General features: G+C 51.9%; 25 protein-coding genes, 1 tRNA gene and 1 riboswitch. Of the genes, 8 read left to right on the top strand and 18 right to left on the bottom strand.

Features of this window, described 5'->3' with window-relative positions; all coding sequences use genetic code 11:
• Window positions 1-1,067 precede the first annotated feature (1,067 nt).
• From serS to ACYVSB_RS12180, 4 genes are all read right to left on the bottom strand, one after another.
• A complete protein-coding gene (serS, locus tag ACYVSB_RS12165) occupies window positions 1,068-2,348 on the bottom strand; it encodes a serine--tRNA ligase (protein WP_461219595.1) in 1,281 nt (426 codons plus the stop codon).
• Between the two features lie 251 nt (window positions 2,349-2,599).
• Window positions 2,600-2,770 (bottom strand): hypothetical protein, encoded by a 171-nt coding sequence (locus ACYVSB_RS12170; RefSeq protein ID WP_461219596.1) that lies wholly within the window; start codon window positions 2,768-2,770, stop codon window positions 2,600-2,602.
• Between the two features lie 85 nt (window positions 2,771-2,855).
• Window positions 2,856-3,398: a hypothetical protein gene (locus ACYVSB_RS12175; RefSeq protein ID WP_125602364.1), complete on the bottom strand. Its 543-nt coding sequence runs from the start codon at window positions 3,396-3,398 to the stop codon at window positions 2,856-2,858.
• 44 nt (window positions 3,399-3,442) lie between these two features.
• Window positions 3,443-4,006, bottom strand: a complete 564-nt coding sequence (locus ACYVSB_RS12180; RefSeq protein ID WP_125602361.1) for a GNAT family N-acetyltransferase — start codon at window positions 4,004-4,006, stop codon at window positions 3,443-3,445.
• A gap of 150 nt (window positions 4,007-4,156) precedes the next feature.
• Here ACYVSB_RS12180 and ACYVSB_RS12185 point away from each other — a divergent pair, with 150 nt between their 5' ends.
• The 3 genes from ACYVSB_RS12185 (at window position 4,157) to ACYVSB_RS12195 (ending at window position 5,852) form a co-directional block, all read left to right on the top strand.
• Window positions 4,157-4,987 (top strand): lp_1002 family arylesterase, encoded by an 831-nt coding sequence (locus ACYVSB_RS12185; protein WP_461219597.1) that lies wholly within the window; start codon window positions 4,157-4,159, stop codon window positions 4,985-4,987.
• A gap of 196 nt (window positions 4,988-5,183) precedes the next feature.
• On the top strand, window positions 5,184-5,441 hold the full coding sequence (locus tag ACYVSB_RS12190; RefSeq protein ID WP_461219598.1) for a hypothetical protein: 258 nt from the start codon (window positions 5,184-5,186) through the stop codon (window positions 5,439-5,441).
• Between the two features lie 54 nt (window positions 5,442-5,495).
• Window positions 5,496-5,852 carry a hypothetical protein gene (locus ACYVSB_RS12195; protein ID WP_461219599.1) on the top strand — a complete coding sequence of 119 codons (357 nt, stop codon included), beginning with the start codon at window positions 5,496-5,498 and terminating at the stop codon, window positions 5,850-5,852.
• Between the two features lie 375 nt (window positions 5,853-6,227).
• Here the strand turns inward: ACYVSB_RS12195 and ACYVSB_RS12200 are convergent, their stop codons facing one another.
• From ACYVSB_RS12200 to ACYVSB_RS12250, 11 genes are all read right to left on the bottom strand, one after another.
• The gene (locus ACYVSB_RS12200; protein ID WP_225422223.1) at window positions 6,228-6,821 is read right to left on the bottom strand and encodes a TVP38/TMEM64 family protein; all 594 of its coding nucleotides are present in this window, start codon (window positions 6,819-6,821) and stop codon (window positions 6,228-6,230) included.
• A gap of 180 nt (window positions 6,822-7,001) precedes the next feature.
• Window positions 7,002-7,895 carry an ROK family protein gene (locus ACYVSB_RS12205; protein WP_461219600.1) on the bottom strand — a complete coding sequence of 298 codons (894 nt, stop codon included), beginning with the start codon at window positions 7,893-7,895 and terminating at the stop codon, window positions 7,002-7,004.
• A gap of 311 nt (window positions 7,896-8,206) precedes the next feature.
• The gene (locus tag ACYVSB_RS12210) at window positions 8,207-8,992 is read right to left on the bottom strand and encodes a class I SAM-dependent methyltransferase (RefSeq protein ID WP_461219601.1); all 786 of its coding nucleotides are present in this window, start codon (window positions 8,990-8,992) and stop codon (window positions 8,207-8,209) included.
• Window positions 8,993-9,095: 103 nt separating this feature from the next.
• A complete protein-coding gene (locus tag ACYVSB_RS12215; RefSeq protein WP_461219602.1) occupies window positions 9,096-9,320 on the bottom strand; it encodes a hypothetical protein in 225 nt (74 codons plus the stop codon).
• Between the two features lie 247 nt (window positions 9,321-9,567).
• Window positions 9,568-9,891, bottom strand: a complete 324-nt coding sequence (locus ACYVSB_RS12220; protein WP_461219603.1) for a carboxymuconolactone decarboxylase family protein — start codon at window positions 9,889-9,891, stop codon at window positions 9,568-9,570.
• Window positions 9,888-10,292 (bottom strand): hypothetical protein, encoded by a 405-nt coding sequence (locus ACYVSB_RS12225; RefSeq protein WP_461219604.1) that lies wholly within the window; start codon window positions 10,290-10,292, stop codon window positions 9,888-9,890. Before ACYVSB_RS12225 ends, ACYVSB_RS12220 begins: the two co-directional genes overlap by 4 nt.
• A 439-nt stretch (window positions 10,293-10,731) precedes the next feature.
• Window positions 10,732-11,145 (bottom strand): cupin domain-containing protein, encoded by a 414-nt coding sequence (locus tag ACYVSB_RS12230; RefSeq protein ID WP_461219605.1) that lies wholly within the window; start codon window positions 11,143-11,145, stop codon window positions 10,732-10,734.
• Window positions 11,146-11,367: 222 nt separating this feature from the next.
• Entirely contained in the window at window positions 11,368-11,928 is a 561-nt protein-coding gene (locus tag ACYVSB_RS12235) for a flavodoxin (RefSeq protein ID WP_461219606.1), read from the bottom strand.
• A 218-nt stretch (window positions 11,929-12,146) separates the two neighbouring features.
• On the bottom strand, window positions 12,147-13,043 hold the full coding sequence (locus tag ACYVSB_RS12240; protein ID WP_461219607.1) for a LysR family transcriptional regulator: 897 nt from the start codon (window positions 13,041-13,043) through the stop codon (window positions 12,147-12,149).
• A gap of 31 nt (window positions 13,044-13,074) precedes the next feature.
• Window positions 13,075-13,494, bottom strand: coding sequence for a hypothetical protein (locus ACYVSB_RS12245; RefSeq protein ID WP_461219608.1), 420 nt, complete (start codon window positions 13,492-13,494; stop codon window positions 13,075-13,077).
• A gap of 236 nt (window positions 13,495-13,730) precedes the next feature.
• A complete protein-coding gene (locus tag ACYVSB_RS12250; RefSeq protein WP_461219609.1) occupies window positions 13,731-14,120 on the bottom strand; it encodes a hypothetical protein in 390 nt (129 codons plus the stop codon).
• A 217-nt stretch (window positions 14,121-14,337) separates the two neighbouring features.
• Here ACYVSB_RS12250 and ACYVSB_RS12255 point away from each other — a divergent pair.
• Both ACYVSB_RS12255 and ACYVSB_RS12260 read left to right on the top strand, forming a co-directional pair.
• Window positions 14,338-14,410 (top strand) — tRNA-Thr (locus ACYVSB_RS12255).
• Between the two features lie 348 nt (window positions 14,411-14,758).
• Entirely contained in the window at window positions 14,759-15,265 is a 507-nt protein-coding gene (locus ACYVSB_RS12260) for a kinase (RefSeq protein ID WP_164511218.1), read from the top strand.
• On the opposite strand, the gene ACYVSB_RS12265 is transcribed toward ACYVSB_RS12260, so the two are convergent.
• On the bottom strand, window positions 15,240-15,767 hold the full coding sequence (locus ACYVSB_RS12265) for a GNAT family N-acetyltransferase (RefSeq protein ID WP_125601924.1): 528 nt from the start codon (window positions 15,765-15,767) through the stop codon (window positions 15,240-15,242). The genes ACYVSB_RS12260 and ACYVSB_RS12265 overlap by 26 nt on opposite strands.
• 270 nt (window positions 15,768-16,037) lie before the next feature.
• A riboswitch (Fluoride riboswitch) is annotated at window positions 16,038-16,097 on the top strand.
• A 119-nt stretch (window positions 16,098-16,216) separates the two neighbouring features.
• On the opposite strand from ACYVSB_RS12265, the gene eno reads away from it, so the two are divergent.
• Window positions 16,217-17,488: a phosphopyruvate hydratase gene (gene eno, locus ACYVSB_RS12270; RefSeq protein WP_461219610.1), complete on the top strand. Its 1,272-nt coding sequence runs from the start codon at window positions 16,217-16,219 to the stop codon at window positions 17,486-17,488.
• A 19-nt stretch (window positions 17,489-17,507) separates the two neighbouring features.
• On the opposite strand, the gene ACYVSB_RS12275 is transcribed toward eno, so the two are convergent.
• Window positions 17,508-17,837 (bottom strand): hypothetical protein, encoded by a 330-nt coding sequence (locus tag ACYVSB_RS12275; protein ID WP_461219611.1) that lies wholly within the window; start codon window positions 17,835-17,837, stop codon window positions 17,508-17,510.
• A gap of 240 nt (window positions 17,838-18,077) precedes the next feature.
• Here ACYVSB_RS12275 and ACYVSB_RS12280 point away from each other — a divergent pair, with 240 nt between their 5' ends.
• Together ACYVSB_RS12280 and ACYVSB_RS12285 are read left to right on the top strand one after the other, a co-directional pair.
• Window positions 18,078-18,242, top strand: coding sequence for a hypothetical protein (locus ACYVSB_RS12280; RefSeq protein WP_164511217.1), 165 nt, complete (start codon window positions 18,078-18,080; stop codon window positions 18,240-18,242).
• Window positions 18,243-18,666: 424 nt separating this feature from the next.
• On the top strand, window positions 18,667-19,026 hold the full coding sequence (locus tag ACYVSB_RS12285; RefSeq protein ID WP_461219612.1) for a hypothetical protein: 360 nt from the start codon (window positions 18,667-18,669) through the stop codon (window positions 19,024-19,026).
• Here the strand turns inward: ACYVSB_RS12285 and ACYVSB_RS12290 are convergent.
• Window positions 18,927-20,240 (bottom strand): C1 family peptidase, encoded by a 1,314-nt coding sequence (locus tag ACYVSB_RS12290; protein ID WP_461219613.1) that lies wholly within the window; start codon window positions 20,238-20,240, stop codon window positions 18,927-18,929. The two genes, ACYVSB_RS12285 and ACYVSB_RS12290, sit on opposite strands and share 100 nt — an antisense overlap.
• Window positions 20,241-20,700: the final 460 nt, after the last annotated feature.

The following is a 20,700-nucleotide window of genomic DNA, read 5'->3' on the forward strand; positions in this document are numbered from 1 at the left end:
AGCGAATTGACTTCGCAAATGTTCTTTGTAGATAACGACCGAAATCGTTATCGACCCTGCACATTTATCGAAACTTTGTTCAGTTTTCAAAGGTCTACCTTGTCGCAAAAGCAACTTTTATATCTTATCACGCGGTCAATTCCTTGTCAACAACTTTTTCAGAAAAGGTTGTTAGAACAATGAATGAAGCGCTTCGATAATCGCTGTTTCGCAACACAAACTATCTTACCAACTTACACCTCTTTCGTCAACTAAAATTCAGAAAAAAGCAGAAAAAAAGCAGCGGTTCCAGAAATTGCGCTTATCGTTTATCCAATTCTTCGGTAAGAAACCTATGAAATAGGGAAAGTGAATACTCAACCTCGGCCAACTTGGCGCTTAAAAAATATTGGTCTAACGCCGCCCGGCCGGCCTGGTCATGGTGAAACTCGGCCTGTTTTCACCAAAAACGGTCTGGCCCCGATCATTTACAGAAAGTGGACCTTTAGCGACGCACAACAACGGCCGGCAACGCACGACTGACCCGACTCGATTAGTCCTGATTGATTGGTGCCGTTCGATTAGTCCCGGATGGTCATTTTCGTTCACTTGACTCTAGTTGAATGGTCCCGGTCGATCGCTCCTAGGTGATTAGTCATAGTCGATTGATCCCGGTCGATCGGTCCCGGTTGATCGGCCCAAGTTGATTGATCCCAATTGATCAGCCCCAGTCGATCAGCCCTAGTCGATCGCCCCTAGTTGATTGGTCCCAGTTGACCAACTGCGGCAACAATTTTTAGCCAACGCGTTTCCACCATCCACTGCGGCGGCAATCAACGGTGACCATCATTGACGGCAGAAACAGCAACAAAAAAGCAGGTCGGTTAGTCGCTGACTAACTGACCTGCTTGGCGCGCTGGCCGAGGCGTTCATAACAATGGCTGCGCTGAGCACCCGATAGCAGGCGCCAGCAATTCTGCCGAGATGCTCGTTGCAGAATTGTTGAATCACTAAATCGTTGAATCACTAAATCATCGATTCACAGAATTGCCGAATCGCCGCCTGCAATCAGGCAACCGCCGGGACGATTATTTCGCGGGGATCGTTTTGACACCATTCATATAGGGCACTAGGACATCGGGGATCGTGATCGAGCCGTCCGCGTTCTGGTAGTTCTCGAGGATCGCCGCCACGGTCCGGCCGACCGCTAAGCCAGAGCCGTTCAATGTATTGACTAGTTGGACTTTGCCATCGGCGTCGCGGTAACGGATCTGCGCGCGCCGAGCTTGGAAATCGGTACAGTTGGAGCAGCTAGAGATTTCCCGATACGTGTCTTGCGCCGGGATCCAAACTTCCAAATCGTAAGTTTTGGCAGAAGAGAAGCTGGCATCGCCGGAAGCCAAGGCAATGACCCGGTATGGCAAGTTCAACTTGCGCAAAATATCTTCAGCGTCAGCGGTCAGCTTGTCCAACTCCTGATAGGAGTCCTCCGGTTTAACATACTTGACCATTTCCACCTTATTGAATTGGTGCAGGCGGATCAAACCACGGGTATCGCGGCCGGCGCTACCAGCCTCTGAGCGGAAGCACGGCGTCAAAGCAGTCAAGTAAACGGGCAATTGGGCCTCGTCCAAAATTTCGTGACTATAATAGTTGGTCAACGGGACTTCCGCCGTCGGGATCAAAGTCAACGGTTCGCCTTCATTGACGATCGTATAAACGTCTTCGGTGAATTTCGGGAATTGGCTGGTACCAAACATCGCCTCATTGTTGACCAAATAAGGCGGGATCACCTCTTCGTAGCCTTCTTTGGCGTGTTCGTCCAGCATGAAATTGTACAACGCCCGTTCCAACTTGGCGCCCAGACCTTTATAGTAGACAAAACGCGCGCCGGCCACTTTAGCGCCCCGTTCAAAATCAAGAATGCCTAATTGCTCGCCTAAGTCCCAGTGCGCTTGCGGCGTAAAATCGAATTCCCGCGGCGTTGACCACTTCCGAACTTCCTGATTGTAATCTTCGTTGGGACCAACGGGAACGTCATCGGCAGGGATGTTCGGCAACCGGACCAAAATATACTCGACCTGGCTATCCAAATCAGCCAGTTCAGCGTCGATTGCCTTGATTTGATCGCCGACCTGACGCATCGCCGCGATTGTCGCGCTGGCATCGCCCTTCGCCCGCTTGATCTGCGCGATCTCAGCGGAAACCTCATTACGTTGCTTCTTCAACGCTTCCGTGGCGACGATTTTCTCCCGGCGGGTGCTGTCTAACGCCAATAAATCATCAATCTCACCGGCGGTTACGCCACGGGATGACAACTTCTCCTTGATCCAATCTGGTTTCTGGCGAATCAATTTAATATCTAACATTGCGCTCTCCCTTTCTATTTTTGGGTATAAAAAAACAGTCCTTCCCTATCTAGGGACGAACTGACTTCATTCGCGGTACCACCCAACTTCAAGCAGTCAACCTGCCTGCGCTCAACTGAATAACGGCCATGCCGTGCGACTCATCGCCGCCCACTAGGAAATTGGAAGCTGTCGCGTGACGGTTCGCACCAACCACCGTCTCTCTGCAGGCGACATAAGATCTCCTCAACGTGTTTACTACATTAAATGTATCATTTTTTCGCTAAAAAACAAGGGCTACCCCACAATTCCCTGGAATTTCTCGGAAAATTGAAACTTTGAGAAAATGGATCATCTGAATCTGAATCATCTGAAAATGAAGCTGCCGAAAAATGAAGCTGCTTAAAGCTTAAAAACGAAGCTTTAAAAAATGAAACATCCAAGCAATGAGCTTCCTACACAAGGCTTTTTCCGAAAACTGAAGTCTCGGAAAAACCAACGCTTTGAAAAAGCCGCCAAGCGCGGTCGCTAATCCAAATGATACTCGAAAGTCGCCAAGCCGCGGGTCAGATCCTGTTGTTTGACCTGAAAACCAACCTTCTGATAGAGGTAACTGATCCGTTGGAAATCATCGCCACCATCAAACGAAGACAGGGACGCGTTGATCGAGGTCACCTCAAGCCGCTGGGCCAATTTGATCAACGCCCCCATGGACAGCTGGGCCAGGCCATGATTCTGATAATCGAAAAAGGCCAACTTCGACGCCGCGCCTAAAGTTTCTAAAACCGCAATATGAATTTGCTTCTGCCAACCGTCGTAATCAAACAACAACTGATTCTGAAAATCCGTCCGGATCCGCCCCTGGGAATCCAGGTTCATCCAAGGCGTATACACAAAAATCGAGTTGGTTTTCTCCCGGCGTTGGTCAAATTGGAAATCCGTGTAAACGATGTATTGTTCCAGATGTTGATCCACCAGAGGTAAATCGTTATTCGTACTTCGCATCACGCGAAGCTCTGGGTTGTTTTCAAGCTCTTTCAATCGGTGCTGAAACGAATCCATCTCTGCCATCCAATCACTCCATAAATTTTTACTCACAATCAGTATAACACAGCTTATCCGGGAAAAAAGTTCGTTTTTTCCCGTAACCGTTGCCATCTTGTTGGTGTCAACAAATAATATTTTTCTTGAGTTTGCTCAATAAACTTGAATGGCAGGGTCACTTCGTAGCGAAATTCAAAGCCGATTTTCTGCAAAAGCCTAGCAGAGCGCTGATTATTTTCATAATGGCCGGCCCAAACTTCGGTCAAGGCTAACTGCGGGAAAGCCCAGCCCAATAAGACTTGCAGCGCCTCGGTCATGTAGCCTTGCCCCCAGTATTCCTGTAGCAAAATAAACCCAAGTTCACGGGTGCGATCCAAACCGCTGGCCGGATCGACCCCGCGTTGATTCAACTCGACCAACCCGATCGCCGCTCCCGTCGCCTGCTGGACAATGACGAAACTCTCCGGCCTTTCCTGATAAATGTGCAGGACTTGTTGCACTTCCGCCGCGTTTCTGACAATTGCAAAGCCCGCGGATTGGTGATAAAGTGGCGTTGTTCCTAGCTTTTCGATCAAGTCAATATCTGCCGCTTGAAAAGGGCGCAAGCAGATTCGGCCGCCTTTCAATTCATTCATCTTAATGACCACCCCATTTGATTCAACCACTTCACCGCTGTTGATTTCCTGAAAAAACTGGCGATAATCATGGTTACTTTTCTCAGCCGTCTTCTATCTTACTCGAAATGTCACTAAAGATGCAAAAATTTTGTTAAGGAGTGAACCACTTTGCAAAAAATTCAATACGATTTCACGACCAAGCACCGGAACGGTCAGGCCTTACAATTGACCGGTTTCTTACATGAACCTGGCGCGCATTTGCTGCAGCAGCAGTGGCCGATCCTCTTCTTCATTCCTGGCGGTGGGTTGACCCATATTGAAGCGGATGTGGATGACAACATTGCCCTAGCCTTTTATAATCACGGTTTCTCCACGTTTTATATGGACTATCGTTTCCGGTCGGACCAGCAGCCGCTGTTGCCGGCGCCGTTGGTGGACGTGGCCAATGGTTTGCAAGTGATCCACGACCATGCCGCCACGTGGCATTTGGACAATGACAAAACTGTGCTGGCTGGCTTTTCCATTGGTGGGCTACTGGCCAGTTTGTTGGCGGACCTGCCGGAAAATCAGCAATTTCTCAGCGAGCACGGCTTAACTGGGTCTACTTTAAAGAGTCAGGCGCTGATTTTGGGCTATCCAGTCACCGATCTGACCATGGGCTGGCCCCACACCCCCGCCGAATTGCCGGAAATCGCCGCCGACCCAGCCCTATACGTGGCGAAAAATTGGCTGACGCCGCAACATGTCCCCACCTTCATCTGGAATACCGTCACAGATGGCGCCGTTCCGCCGTTGAACGCCTTGGATTATGTCACGACTTTGGTCAAAATGGATCTGCCGGTGGAATATCACCTATTCCATCACGGTCCCCACGGCATGGCCTTGGCCACCAAAGCCACCGCCCGCAAGCCGGCCCATCAAGAAGCCCACGTGGCGCATTGGACGGGCTTGGCGATCGAATGGCTCAACGCGATTTGGCCCAACAGTTTCAGCGATTGACCAGCTAGTTCGGAATTGTAGGCACAACTAAAAATGGAGTGACCAGATCAATTGATCTGCTTGCTCCATTTTTTTGAACTGATTTGTGATGACCGGCTGTTCCTAATCTTTCGCTTGATTGCAGGTGTGCTGGGTGTTGCGCGTGAGCGCAACCGGCTGGGACTGCTGTTGCGGACTGGAACGTGGTGGGCATCGTTTGAAGCCAATTCCAAAAGCGGGAATTGGCTTCAAATCGAGCCTTGTCCTAAGCGGCAAAGCCGCTAAGGACAATTTCACCACTGAGCCGCGCAGTCCCAGCCGGTTGCTAGGCAGAATTGAGCCGATCTGCAATCGAAGTTGGGTACCTGACGAAGTGCATTTGCAAGCTAGAGGTCAAACAAACGTCCACTTTTGGGGTGGTACGGCAATGCCAACAGATTCGGATTTGGAGACCGGGATACTTTGCGTAGGCTGAACATCTCTACTCGCATTCTTAACAATCCATTGGTGGAAACTTACCGATATTCAGTTGATTCGCCAAAATCTTGTCCGAGTTCATCAGACTGACTGTACTGGTGTCACCAATTTAAATCTTGTGACCACTAACCACGGCCGTCATTTGCGTGGTTCCCCATCAATTTACCATAGCTTGTCAATTGGCGTGAGTGCTCAAACGGCTGTTAAAACGTTGAGCGGCTGGAGCGGAGAAATTCGGGGTGAGATCGCCGTGAAATTGTCCTTGGCGGCTTTGCCGCTTAGGACAAGGCCTGATTTTGAGACAAGCCGCGTCCTTTGCGGATTGGCTCAAAACAGCGCCCACAGCGAGCTCACCCCGAATTTCGCAGCGCAAGCCGTGGATATCATTGAAACGTGTTCGCCGACCTAGCTTCTTGCGCTTAGCTACGCAACTATTTCGGTGGCACAAACCCGCCTCCAAAATAGTTGCTAGGCTAATTGCTCAGAAGCTGTCCAGATCTGATCACACTGGCGTTGGTGGGCTGTTTATCCGTCCGGCGGAAGGTCGGGCTGGGGGTGAGTCAGCCGCGATATTATTCTTGGCGGCTCTGCCGCCTAGAATAAGGCCGAGTTTTGAGATTTTCGGCGCACTTCCGAAAAGCTCAAAATCGTGCCCGCCGCGTTCCACCACCCCCAGCCCGACCTGGAGCCCCACCACACTTGCCCTCCACCAACGCCACGCGCAGCGCAAGCTGTGGACATCATAAAAACGTGTTCGCTAACCAGGTCAGCGAACACGCTTTTTCTAGAACAATCGCAGTAGCCACTGACTGCCATAGAGCAGAACGTAGCTGTAAGCAGCAATCGTAAATGGTTTCAGGAGAATAATGATCAGGGCGAATTTGGTCCAAGTCATTTTGGTCAAACCGGCTAGCATCACTAAAATATCGTCCGGCGCCATGGGTAAGAAGATGGCCAGAGCGAAGAAGCGATCGAAGTAGCGTTGGTTTTTCGTCTTGTCGATATATTTTCGGTATGTTTTCTCCGGGATCAGGTGCAAAATGAAATCTTTTCCATAATGCCGCGCCAGGAAGAAACTAATGAAAGAACCGATCGCGATGCCGACGTAGTTGTAAATGAACCCAGCCAGCGGACCAAATAGGAGCACGCCCACCGCTGTGCTGACCCCGCCAGGAATGATCGGGATGACCACTTGAATGATCTGGACCAGAATAAAGAGCAACGGTCCCGCCACTTGGCGCTGGGCCAAATATTCGTGAAGCAACGTTTGATTTTGGAAAATCCCCAATTGCCACCAATAAACGGTCAAAACAACAATGCCGGTCATTGATAGCGCGGTGACGATATTGATCAATCGTCGACTGGTTTGTGTCGTCAAAAAAGACGCCTCCCTCGTGAATCACCTGATGATAAGGTGATTATAGCAAGGGCGACGTCTGGTTGCACGAAATTTAGCTAACACCAGCCTAACACTTTTGTCATCTCACAGAACCTTCGGAAACAAAACCGCTTGAGCGCGCCTTTGCTGAGGTGACGATTCGAGAAACAACCGGCAAAATTAGGCCAAAGTGACTTCCGGATGCCAATCGGTAAAGTTCTTGACCGCGCCGACCAAATTGGCGTCATTGGAGAAACGACTGGTCTGAATATCCACGGTGGCCGCGGTCAAGCTGGCCCATTTCAAGAGATTGCTGACCCGCTCCGCCAAAATACCTGGCAGATCTTTCCGCGCGGAAACCCCGCCGGCCAAAATAATGCGATCAGGGTTGAAGCTAGAAATCAAATTGAACAAACCCTGCGCGTTATAATCGTAGAATTTATTCAATTCGGTTTGCGCCAACACATCGCCAGCCGCCGCCAATTCGAACAATTGCTTGCCCGTCACCGGCTCACCGCCAGGGTTCTGGTCATTGTAGCGAGCGGCCGCGTTGACCACGGTGCCCATTTGGCTCCAAGTCAATTGCGGTCCCAACTTCATATAGCCGAATTCGCCGCCGACCAAATCGCGCCCCCGGAACAATTGCCGATTCAAAATGACCGAGCCACCGATCCCAGTGCCCAGAGCAATAACCAAGGCGTTATTGACGTCTTTGGCGCTGCCCTTCCATAATTCCGCTAAAGCCGCGCAGTTCGCGTCATTTTCCATGGCAACTGGTAATCCGCCGAACATTTCTGAAAAGGCCGCTTTGATTGGAAAATTGTGGATGTAGGGAATGGCGCTTTCCCCACGAATCTCACCTTTTTCATTATCAACCACGCCTGGCAAAGAGAATGCAACTCCTTGCACAGTATCGGCGTGGCTTTTCAATTCATTGAAAGTCGCCAGCAAGCTTTCTTGCATTTCCACCCACGTTGCTGGTGTTGTGAAAGCCCCTTGCTGTGCCAGTTGATCCGCTGCCCACAAACCATATTTGACGCTAGTTCCACCAAAATCAAACACTACGATTGCCATGTTCTGCCTCCAAAATTAATCGATATTGACCTGAAAAATCAATTGAAACACCATTGAAACTCACGTGACTGAACCGCGACTGAAACACAATTGAAACGCGAAGCTCGACCTGCGCCGCCCAGTCCACTAATTGAGCCGAGATCTGAAGCTAAGTCGCACCAAGCCAAAAGCAATGATACTCTAAATATAACACGATTTCACTAGAAATGAGACCGTTTTTACAAAAAGAATAGACAGCTGGTCAAATTGACTAGTCAGACCGCGGGACGTTACATGCCGCTAACGTTCATCTAGCCGAACGAACAGACTGGTCAGGCGCGTTGGGCAACTAATAAGGTGAACTGATAATGCTCCGTGATCGTCAAATAGCCTTGACGTAACTGAGGCACAAGCGCGCGCTGGGCCGTCTGTAATTTCGCCGCGGTCATTTCGGGATAATCCTGCAAGTAGGTCAGCAATTCTTCGCGATCCAGGCGCTCAGTTGTGGTGAAGTCGAAGGTCTTGGTCGCGACCGTCGCAAAATCTTGGGCCAAGGCCGTTTGATAACTGCGCATCAGCTGCCCGTCGACTTCCGGCCGTTCTGGCGGCAACGCCAACTGCTGCCACAACGGCGTGAACAAGTCATCGCTCACCGCCGTTAAGCGGAAAATCAGTAGCCGCTGGGTCGCCAAACTTGCCAGTTGCCGCAACGCTGCCGGCGTCACCTCAGGCAACATACTGGCGAACACAACTGGATATCGGGCCTGCTGCCGCACCAGTTCTTGCCAACTGGTCTGCCGCCAAGTCAGTTGCCCCCAGGACTGGTCCGCTTGCTGCATTTGCAGGTGTTGCCAGCGCCGGGCCAAGATGGTCAACATCGCCGTGGAAAAATCCGCCACCGCCACAGTTTGCCCCTGTTGAACCAGCGGCAAGGCGAAGCACCCCGTGCCGCCGCCAAGATCCAGCAAGGCGGTTTCGGCCGGCGGTAACAGGTGTTGTTGCCGGAGGTATGTCAAAACCGCCGGGACGTACGCCAGCTGGCTGGCTTGTTCCGCGGCGTAATAATCCGGGGCGAATTCGTCCCACGCCTGTTGTTGCGCGGTTCGGTCGTCGTGCATCATGATGGCTCACCTCTACTTGATAGTTTAGCACACGGGCGCTGGTAAAAGTATGATGCCCGCAGCTTGCGCTGCGAAATTCGGGGTGAGCTCGCTGTGGGCATCACTTTGAGCTTTTCGGAAGGGCGCCGAAAATCTCAAAGCTGAGCCTTGTCCTAAGCGGCAAAGCCGCCAAGGACAATTTCACGGCGATCTCACCCCGAATTTCTCCGCTCCAGCCGCTCAACGTTATAACAGTCGTTTGAGCACTCACGCCATCCGGCAAGCTGTCGCTAATTGACGGAGAGCCACGTAATTGACGACCGTGGTTAATGGTTTTAATTTTCAAATTGGTGACACCGGAACAATTGGCCTGATGTGCTGGAACACGCTTGGGCGGGACCGGCCGTTGCACGCGATTCAATTGACCGTACATCAAATAAGCGAGAAAGTCGCATTTATCGGCTTTTGCTTAACTCTTTTCCTTAACTAATGGTCGAAAAAAACCTGTGAACAGATTGCCGCGTTGCCATCTGAAATGGACGCGCTCAAAGTTCACAGGTTTTTGGATGATCGGTTAGCGTCACTGGCGGCGCCTATTCAGCGTCTCCGTAGACCTGCTTGGCCAGATCGAACGCTGACCAAGCCTTGGGCCAGCCGGCGTAGAACGCCAGATGTGTGATCAACTCGACGACTTCTTGCTTCGTGACGCCGTTTTGCTTGGCGATTTTCAGATGGGCGGCTAATTGCGGCGCGCCCATGGCTAACAAGGCCGCGCACGTGATCAAGCTGCGGTCATGAGCAGACATTTCCGCCTCGCGGGACCAGACTTCACCGAACAAGACATCGTCATTTAATTCTGCGAATTTAGGGGCAAAATCACCTAGGATATCGCGACCTGCTGTTTGTTTCTTACTCATTGTTTTTCCTCCTTGATTATTGGTGACTCGATAAATTGATTAATGTGGCTGTGGCTGGTTAAAAGTATGATGGCCGCAGCTTGCGCTGCGAAATTCGGGGTGAGCTCGCTGTGGGCGCTGTTTTGAGCCAATCCGCAAAGTGCGCGGCTTGTCTCAAAATCAGGCCTTGTCCTAAGCGGCAGAGCCGCCAAGGACAATTTCACGGCGATCTCACCCCGAATTTCTCCGCTCCAGCCGCTCAACGTTTTAACAGGCGTTTGAGCACACACGCCAACCGGCAAGCTATTGCCAATTGATGGGGAGCCACGCAATTGACGACCGTGGTTAGTGGTCACCAGCTTTGAATTGGTGACACCAGTGCAGTCTGTCTGATGAACTAGGACAAAATTTTTCTGAATCAACTGAATCGGTCGTTCTTCACCCAAGAATTGTTCAGGAAACAAGTAGAGATGTTCAGCCTACACGAATTACACCGGTCTCCTACTCCAAATCCGTTGGCATAGCCGTACCACCTCAAAAGTGGGCGATTGATTTGACCTCTACCTTGCAAAACCACTTCGTCGAATATCCAGCTTTGATAGCAGATCGGCTCGATGCTGCCTAGCAACCGCCTCAGGACGTGTGGCTCAGCGGTGAGATTATTCTTAGCGATTTATCGCTTAGAATAAGGCTCGATTTGAAGACAATTCCCGCTTTTGGAATTGGCTTCAAACGATGCCCACCGCGTTCCAGCCACGACAAACGTCCTGAGGCGGTTGCGTCACCACTAAGCCCAGCACCCCTGCCATCAAGCGCAAGATCATGAAGAGAAACTAGCTATTCCAAACCAATGCCACACTCCTAGTCAGGCAATGCGTCATACTCCGCATCAGAAACGGCTTCCAACCATTCCGGCGTGCCAGTGGTGATCGCCACATGCGCGAACCAGCTGTCCTTAGTCGCGCCATGCCAGTGCTTGACGCCATCATGAGTGACGACCACATCGCCGGGATGCAAACGCCGCGCGGGCTGACCCGCTTCTTGATACCAGCCTTCGCCACCGGTCACCAGAAGGATCTGATAACCATGATGATGAATGTGCCAGTGATTCCGGCAGCCGGGCTCAAAGGTCACGTTGCCGACGCCAACATTGATGGCGGGATCCGCGACCAGACTGGCTAAATAGCTTTGACCGGTAAAATATTGAGCGTAAGCGTCATTTTTGGCGCCGCGGGGGAAAATCGTACCGTTTTGAACTGCTTCGTTTTTTACCATAATAAAACCTCCAAAATTTCACTGCAATGATTGCCAATTGGACTGATTGCTAGTTGTTGCGCTGGTTGTGCCGCTGGCTGGATTGCAACCTGGATTACCACCTGGATTGACCCGGATTTGCCTGATGGCTCATTGGCCGGCTTTTTTAGTTGCAGCGCCTGTGGTAGCGCTAGTCGCTCTCCTGATTGGCGCGACTCTCGACCGACTGGCACCGAACCGCTTTTAGCGAAGGCGGTCAGGGGTGGGCGCGCGCCATGACCAGCTGGGATCGTCATAGTTGGCGGCCAGCCAGTTGGTCAGCGGCAGATCGGCTTGGGCCGCGCGACTGCCGCGAACGATTAGTGCTGGATGGAGCTGGGCGCCGGCGCAGAGTTGCGTCAACTGCCGCGCGGTGTCGCCACCGCCGCTGCCTTCATGGGTGCAAAAAGGATAAATCAGCTGACCGGCCCAATCATGGCTGCGCAGATAATCACTGACGATCACTGGCAAGGTCCCCCACCAAATGGGGAAACCGAGAAATATCGGTTGAGCTGGGCGCGGTTCTTGGGCCAAGGGCTGCCAAGCGACCGCGGTCGACTGCGTCAATTCAGTTTTGCTACGCGTCACGGTTTCTTGGTACACCAGCGGGTACGGCGTCACCGGCAACAACGCCTGCAAGGTCCCGCCAACTTTTTGACCAAGCATTTTTGCCAAAACCGCGGTGTTGCCCACGGTCAGCGGACGAACTTTCCCGGCCACGAAATTCTCGCCCGGATGAGAAAAATATAAAATCAATGGCGCCATGGGCCACCTCCTTGACCGGGGACCTTTGACTATTAGCAGAGTGAGAGCCGACCTGGTCAGCTTCTGAGCATTAGCCTAGCAACTATTTTGGAGGCTGGTTTGTGCCTCCGGAATAGTTGCGTAGCTAAGCGCAAGAAGCTAGGTCGGCGAACACGTTTCGAAAAAGGCCCGTCGTCGATGAGATCATCGTACAACGGGCCCGGTAAATTGACCAATGCTTATTTTTGAGTTGGGGATGCTTGGAAGGCATGCTGAAACCGGCGAATCAATTCGGCCACCACCGGCGTGTGCAGACGCTGTTTCCAAGCCAGCACGCAATGCGTTTTGACCGTGGGCGCCAAGGGAATGAAGCGCAGATCCGCGCCCAACCGATTGCTCACCGCGCCTTCGATGGTCACCGCCGCGCCCACCTCGTTGGCCACCAAGGAGAAAACATTGAAAATCAGATTATAAGTCCCCACCACATTCAACTGGTCAGCGGGCACTCCGGCGAAATCACTGAGCAACTGCTGCACCGGCGCGCGACTGGAACAAAGTAGCGGTGTGCCCAGCAGATCGTCCGGCCGGATCTCCGCTTGTTGCGCCAGAAAATTATGCTTTGAAACCAACAAGCCCCAGCGCTCTTCTCGCGGTAAGGTCAGCGTGATGAAATTTTCCGTTGGCACTGGCTCCAGCAAAATAGCCAGATCCAGCAGCCCCTTCTCCAAACGATCGCTGATTTCATCACTGGTCGCTGACAGCAAGTCGAAATGGACCGCCGGATAATCATTGACCAATTCCTCAAGCATTAGCGCCAACGTGTCGGAATTGTCCGCTTCCACACAGCCGATGGTGAAGTGTCCGCTTAGCTGACGTTGGCGTTTTTGCGCCAAGGCCTGCTCTAATTGTTGGTCGAGCTGTAAGATTTCGGCGGCCCGTTCTTTCAAAAATAAACCTTCTTGGGTCAGGGTCAAGCGATGATGTTGGCGGTCAAAGAGCGGCGCGCCGACTTCTTCCTCCAGCTCGTGGATTTGGCGGCTCAACGTTGGTTGGGTGATATGTAGCGCTTGCGCTGCCTGGGTGATGTTTTGTTCTGTTGCCACTGTCCAAAAATAGCGCAATAATCTGATTTCCATCGCGGTCCCCACTCTCACTGAATTTCTCTCTTCAGTATACACCGTCCCGGCTTCTCACGGGAAAACTATCTGCGGCAGTAGGTTGAAAAAGTAGGTTGGCCGCAGCTTGCGCTGCGAAATTCGGGGTGAGCTCGCTGTGGGCGCTGTTTTGAGCCAATCCGCAAAGTGCGCGGCTTGTCTCAAAATCAGGCCTTGTCCTAAGCGGCAAAGCCGCCAAGGACAATTTCACGGCGATCTCACCCCGAATTTCTCCGCTCCAGCCGCTCAACGTTATAGCAGCCGTTTGAGCACTCACGTCGGCCAGCAAGCTATGGTAAATTGATGGGGAACCACGCAGTTGATGACCGTTGTTAGTGGTCACCAGCTTTAAATTGGTGACACCAGTGAAGTCTGTCTGATGAACTGAGGCAAGTTCTTGATGAACCAGCTGGATCGGTCGGTTTCCAACCAAAATCCGTTTAAATAAGTTAGATAAAGTTGGCGCCACTATCCGAAATGTACCGACCTATGCCCCCGAATCTGTTGACATTGCAGTACCACCAAAACAGTTGGCGATTGTTTTGACCTCTAGCTTGCAAAACCACTTCGTCAAATCCTTCGCCTCGATTACAGATAGGCTCAATTCTGCCTAGCAACCGCCTCAGGACGTGTGGCTCAGCGGTGAGATTATTCTTAGCGATTTATCGCTTAGAATAAGGCTCGATTTGAAGACAAGCCGCGCACTTTGCGGATTGGCTTCAAACGACGCCCACCGCGTTCCAGCCACGACAAACGTCCTGAGGCGGTTGCGTCCACATCCAGACCCCGCACACCTGCAATCAAGCGCAGGTTCAAGAACCAATCCCAGATTTCTGGAATCCGTTGGCATTGCTGTACCACCAGAAAAGGGCGATTGTTTTGACCTCTAGCTTGCAAAACCACTTCGTCAAATCCTTCGTATCGATTGCAGATAGGCTCAATTCTGCCTAGCAACCGGCTGGGACTGCGCGGCTCAGTGGTGAAATTGTCCTTGGCGGCTTTGCCGCTTAGGACAAGGCTCGATTTGAAGACAATTCCCGCTTTTGGAATTGGCTTCAAACGACGCCCACCACGTTCCAGTCCGCATCAGCAGTCCCAGCCGGTTGCGCTCACGCGCAACACCCACCGCACCTGCCATCAAGCGAACAGCCAAAAACCAGCGACTGGTTTTTTCAAAATAGCCCAGGGTTCGAAGATAGCCATAAATTACTTTCAAAAGTTGTTGACAACACTGCGATTTCTCGGTATGATTTTAATTGTGTTAAATTAAGAGACTGCCGCTTTAGCTCAGCAGGTAGAGCACCACCATGGTAAGGTGGGGGTCGCCGGTTCGAATCCGGCAAGCGGCTTTCCAGAGGCTTTATATTATTAAATTAACGCCCCTAAATGTTGGTAAAACAGCATTTAGGGGTTTTTCTTTGCGTGCGGTTGCTTCGAATCGAAAGTTCGTGTGCACATCTTATGCACATTTGGTCAGACTTATGGGCAGGCATTTTTTCGGTAGCAATGATTTTAACCATGGGACTGAATTTCCGAATGGCGCTTATTCGCACAGAGCATCCGAATAAGCGCCATTCGGAGTCAGAAGATTTCTCGCGTTCGCGTGTGCGGGTCGGCCGCCAGCGTGCTGGTAAAAATGTGCTATAATAAAATTATTTTTATGAGGGCTTTGGGCGGGAACCATGGTGGTGGAGGCAATGGCGATGGGCGCGCAATTGATTATTATTCGAGGAAATTCGGCCAGTGGGAAGACGACGACGGCGCAGCAATTGCAGCTGGCCTTGCAACCGGCGGCGACGTTGTTGATCCCGCAAGATGTGGTGCGCCGCGATATGCTGCACGCGCCGGACAAATCCGGCAACTTGGCGCTGGCGTTGATTCGGGACTTGGCGGAATTTGGCCGTCAAAATTGTCGCTATGTTATTTTGGAAGGAATCTTGAAAAAATCGGTTTATGGGGAAATGTTGCAAGATATTAGCGCAACCTTTGCCACACCACCTTTGGTTTACTATTTCGACCTGTCTTTCGCCGAAACGGTGCGGCGTCATGCCACGCAGGCAAACGCCAGCTCTTTTGGCCGCGTGGAATTGACCCAGTGGTGGCAAGCCCACGATCAATTGGAGACGGAGCACGAACGGCTCTTTACCAGTGCGGAAACCCTGGCGCAACGAGTTCGACTCATTCTGGCTGATCTTGGGGTTTAGTCCCACTAGTGAAATGCCGCCCGAGAATATCTAAATCCCGCGATCGACCCGCCAGTAGCGCCACGCCAGGCAAATGGGCCCACGGTGTGAAGCCGTTTTTGCGAAAAAGGTGCTGACTGGCTTGGTTATGCCCGAAAACATAGGCCAGCAATGTGGTGACTTCCAGGCGCGGCAGCTGCGTCACAACAAAGTCCAGCGCCTGCTGCCCCACCCCCTGGCCTTGCGCTTGATCGGCCAAATAGAGACTGATTTCGGCAGTGCGCGCGTATGCCGCCCGCCCATAAAAATCCTCCAACCCGACCCAGCCGACCACTTGGCCCGCCGCGATCAGCAGCCAAAGTGGGCGCCGCCGCGGATCATGCGCCGCAAACCAAGCCTGGCGTTGCGCCACCGTCACCGGGGCCAAATCCGCGGTGGCTCGATGCCCGGGGATTGCTTGGTTATAAATGGCCACGATTTGCGGCAGATCCGCCGCCGTTGCCTGAACAAAAGTTATTTCCATTATCGGTCCTCACTATTTTCGTTTTTTCCTGGTCGGCGCGTTTGCATATTTTCATTTTATGCAAGCTTTTGCCGGCTTTTTTTGGATATTTTATGGGAACTAACGGTTTCTTGATCGTGGGCTTCACTTTGGTCGCAAGCCACACCGGCCGAAAACCGCCGCCACTGCCGATTTTCTCAGGAAATTGGGCAAATTGGTCAGCGGCGCCTTACTTTTTACTAGGGTGAGTCCCTTTGTTTTACAATTCGTGAAATTCGTGGTAATTTAAGAGCGAATGAACGGGATGGTGCTCCCGACAACCGCTGAAAAGCTGATGGCGCCTGCTTGAATGATACTGTTGCCACGGTGATCGTGGTCAATTCGTATGGTTTGAGCAGGCGTCTTTTTTATGCCATTTTTAGCACAAAGAGTCGGCGAACATGTCATTAAAAAAATAAGGGGGAACTAGCATGACAGTAGTAATTGAAAATGTTAAAGCACGGGAGATTTTTGATTCGCGGGGCAATCCGACCATCGAAGCCGATGTGATTCTGTCCGACGGCACGTTGGGGCGGGCCGAGGTGCCATCAGGCGCTTCCACCGGCGATCGCGAAGCCGTTGAATTGCGCGATGGCGGCACGCGGCTCATGGGCAAAGGCGTGCTCAAGGCAGTGGCCAACGTCAATGGCAAAATCAAGAAAGCACTGATTGGCCAAGATCCTTGCCAACAAGCGGAAATCGATAAAATCATGATCGACTTAGACGGCACCCCAAACAAGGCCCGCCTCGGCGCCAACGCGATTTTAGGCGTTTCCATGGCAACCGCTCGCGCAGCCGCCGCCAGCAAACATTTGCCATTGTATCGTTACTTGGGCGGCGTTGATTTGGAATTGCCACAACCATTCTTCAACGTCATCAACGGCGGCGTTCATGCCGACTCAGGCATCGCCGTGCAAGAATTCCTGATCACCCCGATCGAGCGCACCAGCTTCCGGGATGGCATGGAAAAAATCGCCAACATTTATCACACTTTGAAGAAAGTTTTGGCTAAGGAAGGCTATGAAACCGCGGTTGGTGACGAAGGTGGCTTCGCGCCGAAATTAAGCAGCACCGAGGAAGCCATCGAAATGCTGTATCGGGCCATCAAAGAAGCCGGCTACGAACCTGGTAGCGAAATCGGCATCGCCATTGACCCCGCCTCCAGCGAATTCTACTCCGACGAAACGCACAAATACAGTTTCGAAGGTAAGGAACTCGACTCCGACGAACTCCTAGTCTACTACCAAAAACTCGTCGCCGAATATCCTGCCTTGATCTCCATCGAAGACGGCTTCTCCGAACACGACTGGGACGGCTTCAAGAAGCAAACTGATGTTCAAGGCAAACAAATCCAGCTGATCGGCGACGACATTTTCGTCACCAATCCAAAGATATTCAAGGAAGGCATCGACAAAGGCGTGGCCAACTCGATCTTGATCAAGCTGAACCAAATCGGCACCGTCACCGAAACCATCGCCACCATGAAAATGGCCCGGGCAAATGGTTACACCACCATGATTTCTCACCGTTCTGGTGAAACCGGCGATACCTTTATCGCTGATTTCGCGGTCGCGATGAATGCCGGTCAGATCAAGACCGGTTCAATGGCACGGAGCGAACGGGTCGAGAAGTACAATCAGTTCCTGCGGATCGAAGAAGAACTAGGCGGCAATGTTGGTCTGGCGCACTTCCCGAAACGCTAACTTAATTCTGGCTCCAAAATTATAACCAATTTACAACCCAATGAAAAGGCCGCTGTTCGCCCAGCGGCCTTTTTGTGTGCTTGGTTGGCATTCGTTGCTGTTGTTCTTCGCTTCTATTGTTTGACTCTTCGCTGAATGCAGGTGTGGGTGGGTATTGCGCGTGAGCGCAACCGGCTGGGACTGCTGTTGCGGACTGGAACGTGGTGGGCGTCGTTTGAAGCCAATCCGCAAAGGCGCGGCTTGTCTTCAAATCGAGCCTTGTCCTAAGCGGCAAAGCCGCTAAGGACAATTTCACCACTGAGCCGCGCAGTCCCAGCCGGTTGCTAGGCAGAATTGAGCTTATCTGCAATCGAAGCTGAATATCTGACGAAGTGGTTTTGCAAGATAGAGGTCAAACAATTGCCCTCCTTTGGGGTGGTACGGCAATGCCAACTGATTCAGATTAGAAGGTCGGGACATTTTGTGTAGGCTGAACATCTTTACTTGTTTCCTGAACGATTCATGGTTGGAAATCGGCCGATTCAGTTGATTCGCTGAGAACTAGGTTGATCATCAAACCGACTGCGCTGGTGTCACCAATTTAAAGCTTGTGACCACTACCCACGGTCGTAAAGTGCGTGGTCCCCCATCAATTGACCATAGCTTGCCAGTCGGCGTGAGTGCTCAAACGGCTGTTAAAACGTTGAGCGGCTGGAGCGGAGCGTGGCGTTGGTGGTTCGCTTACTCGTCTGGCGGAAGGTCGGGCTGGGGGTGAGTCAGCCGCGATATTATTGTTGGCGATTTATCGCCTACAATAAGGCCGAGCTTGAAGATTTTCGGTGGGTTTCCGAAAAGCTTCAAGTCGTGCCCGCAGCGTTCCACCACCCCCAGCCCGACCTGGAGCCCCACCACATCTGCCCTCCACCAACGCCACGCGCAGCGCAAGCTGCGGGCAATCTACTTTTGGAGGTGGTACGGCAACACCAACGGATTTGGATTAGGTAGTCGGGACATTTTGCATGGACTGAACAGTCTCTACTTGTTTCCTTAATAATCCTCGGTGAAATCGACCGATCCAGCCGATTCATCCAGAACTTGCATTAGTTCATCAGACCGACTGCACTGGTGTCACCAATTTAAAGCTTGTAACCACTAACCACGGTCGTCAGTTACGTGGTTCCCCATCAATTGACAATAGCTTGCTCGTTGGCGTTAGTGCTCAAACGGCTGTTAGAACGTTGAGCGGCTGGAGCGGAGAAATTCGGGGTGAGATCGCCGTGAAATTGTCCTTGGCGGCTTTGCCGCTTAGGACAAGGCCTGATTTTGAGACAAGCCGCGCACTTTGCGGATTGGCTCAAAACAGCGCCCACAGCGAGCTCACCCCGAATTTCGCAGCGCAAGCTGCGGGCATCCTACTTTTGACCAACCAGCTTTTCACAACAGCCGCATCAAGGGCGGGTCAGGCCAAGCCATCCCAAGCAGGCAGGACGATCGGCTCGCCATCAGCTACCGCAAGCTCGGCAGCAGTCAAGTATTTACGCTGCACAACAACTTCATAGGTAAACTCGTCAAACCAGGCCGGACTCATCACAAAATAACCCTTGGCGCCAACCTCATCACCCCAGCTGTTCTCAACCTCCCACTGCGTCGCCTGATCAGCGACCAAATCGACCCCGGTCAAGGTCATCGCGTGCGTCACTTCGGCCTCACCGTAACGGAATCGATCCGCCTTATTCAAGCTCAGATCGACGCCAAATAGTTGATCGACTTGATGTAACTGCGGATCCAATAATCCTTCTTTACGCTCACTTTGCTTGCCCACATCATTGCCAAACCACACCGTTTCACCGTCGCGTAATTGCGCGATCGCCGCGCGGCGCAAACTTGCCATCGCCACATTGGTGAAAATGATCGGCAAGCCGCCGACCACATTTTCTTCGGCGGGCAGTCGGTACGCTCGATCCAACGGCTTATCCGGCGCGTTGGTCAGCACGACATAATTATCCAGGTCCATGGTGAAATAGTCGGTGAAGAAGGCTTGAGGCGTTAAGTCAGCTACTCGATGATATTTTTTATCATCGTCGCGATATTCTAGGTCGAAGGAAACTGGGGGTTCGCCGACCGCGACCGCCGTCATGCGATAAACCTCGCTCAACAAGGTTTGCCGCCGGGCATTGATCTCGCCCGCGGTCGCGCCGCCGTTCTTCAACTCGCGCAAAATCGCAGCATCGCGCCGCAACTTCAAATCCAAGGCCGCGCCGAAACCGGCAGTGGCGTTGGTGTTAAAAGTTTCCGGCATCGCCGCTTGGGGCACCACCCCATACTTCTTGACCAAACTGGCCGCCATCGCCCACTGCCCGCCGTCTTGACCGGGGCCGGCCAAATAAAAGGCGACTTCCCGATCATCAACAGGGCGATCCGCCGTCCGCAGAATATTGTCATAGAAAATATTGGCGCTTTCCACCTTATCCCAGAAATACAAATAAGATTGGGACAACTCAAAGTCCTTAACCTTGTATTTTTGCGCAAAACTGTGACGCAACGTATTCAATAATGAGAAAAGCCAGCAACGTCCCGATTGCTTCTGATTGGTCACGCCACCAGTTTCTACCTCCACGGAAAAAGTCCGATTCAGCCGCACCGCCACCTCAGGATTGTAGCTAGCCTCCAAAACACCGCTACGCATCGCCGCATGTTGGGCCACCGTTAAATTCGCCGCGCTAAAGTTATCCCGAAACGCCTGTAATTGTTGTTGATCGATTTCATGTGTCATGATCAAACCGCCTCACTTTTATGATTAGTTATTATCAGTACCATACCACAAATCATGATGGCTTGATGTGAAATAATGAGAAATAATGATAAAAAGTTAGAAAAGATTGCCCAGCCCCCCAATTTCCGGTCAAGATTAGCGGTACTTCAACTCAAAAGTGCTCCCGTCATTCCTAGATGAACAGCGGCGGCTAGAGCCCAGCAGTTTCCTGGACATCAAAAAAGTCCGCATCGTCAATTTTACTTGACGACACAGACTTTTTTGATTTTTACGGGTCTAGAATTTTTACTAGGTTATTCTAGTTGCGATGAATCACTAGAATTTACTGATCGTCATACTGCTGATCCTTGGGTTCATGGGGCAGCGGTTGGCGCGGCACTTTGTGTTCCGGCTCGCCGGTGATGCCATCATGTTCGTGGTGATGGTGATGATGATGCGCGATTTGCGCCGCTGCTGCGGC

The organism is Lapidilactobacillus salsurivasis (assembly GCF_054785215.1).

Coding starts and splice junctions, on each gene's coding strand:
- ACYVSB_RS12220 (WP_461219603.1), bottom strand. CDS start 9,891: ATGAGTAAGAAACAAACAGCAGGTCGCGATATCCTAGGTGATTTTGCC.
- ACYVSB_RS12175 (WP_125602364.1), bottom strand. CDS start 3,398: ATGGCAGAGATGGATTCGTTTCAGCACCGATTGAAAGAGCTTGAAAAC.
- ACYVSB_RS12265 (WP_125601924.1), bottom strand. CDS start 15,767: ATGGAAATAACTTTTGTTCAGGCAACGGCGGCGGATCTGCCGCAAATC.
- ACYVSB_RS12205 (WP_461219600.1), bottom strand. CDS start 7,895: ATGGCAATCGTAGTGTTTGATTTTGGTGGAACTAGCGTCAAATATGGT.
- ACYVSB_RS12240 (WP_461219607.1), bottom strand. CDS start 13,043: ATGGAAATCAGATTATTGCGCTATTTTTGGACAGTGGCAACAGAACAA.
- ACYVSB_RS12235 (WP_461219606.1), bottom strand. CDS start 11,928: ATGGCGCCATTGATTTTATATTTTTCTCATCCGGGCGAGAATTTCGTG.
- ACYVSB_RS12210 (WP_461219601.1), bottom strand. CDS start 8,992: ATGCACGACGACCGAACCGCGCAACAACAGGCGTGGGACGAATTCGCC.
- ACYVSB_RS12260 (WP_164511218.1), top strand. CDS start 14,759: ATGGCGATGGGCGCGCAATTGATTATTATTCGAGGAAATTCGGCCAGT.
- serS (WP_461219595.1), bottom strand. CDS start 2,348: ATGTTAGATATTAAATTGATTCGCCAGAAACCAGATTGGATCAAGGAG.
- ACYVSB_RS12290 (WP_461219613.1), bottom strand. CDS start 20,240: ATGACACATGAAATCGATCAACAACAATTACAGGCGTTTCGGGATAAC.
- eno (WP_461219610.1), top strand. CDS start 16,217: ATGACAGTAGTAATTGAAAATGTTAAAGCACGGGAGATTTTTGATTCG.
- ACYVSB_RS12230 (WP_461219605.1), bottom strand. CDS start 11,145: ATGGTAAAAAACGAAGCAGTTCAAAACGGTACGATTTTCCCCCGCGGC.
- ACYVSB_RS12180 (WP_125602361.1), bottom strand. CDS start 4,006: ATGAATGAATTGAAAGGCGGCCGAATCTGCTTGCGCCCTTTTCAAGCG.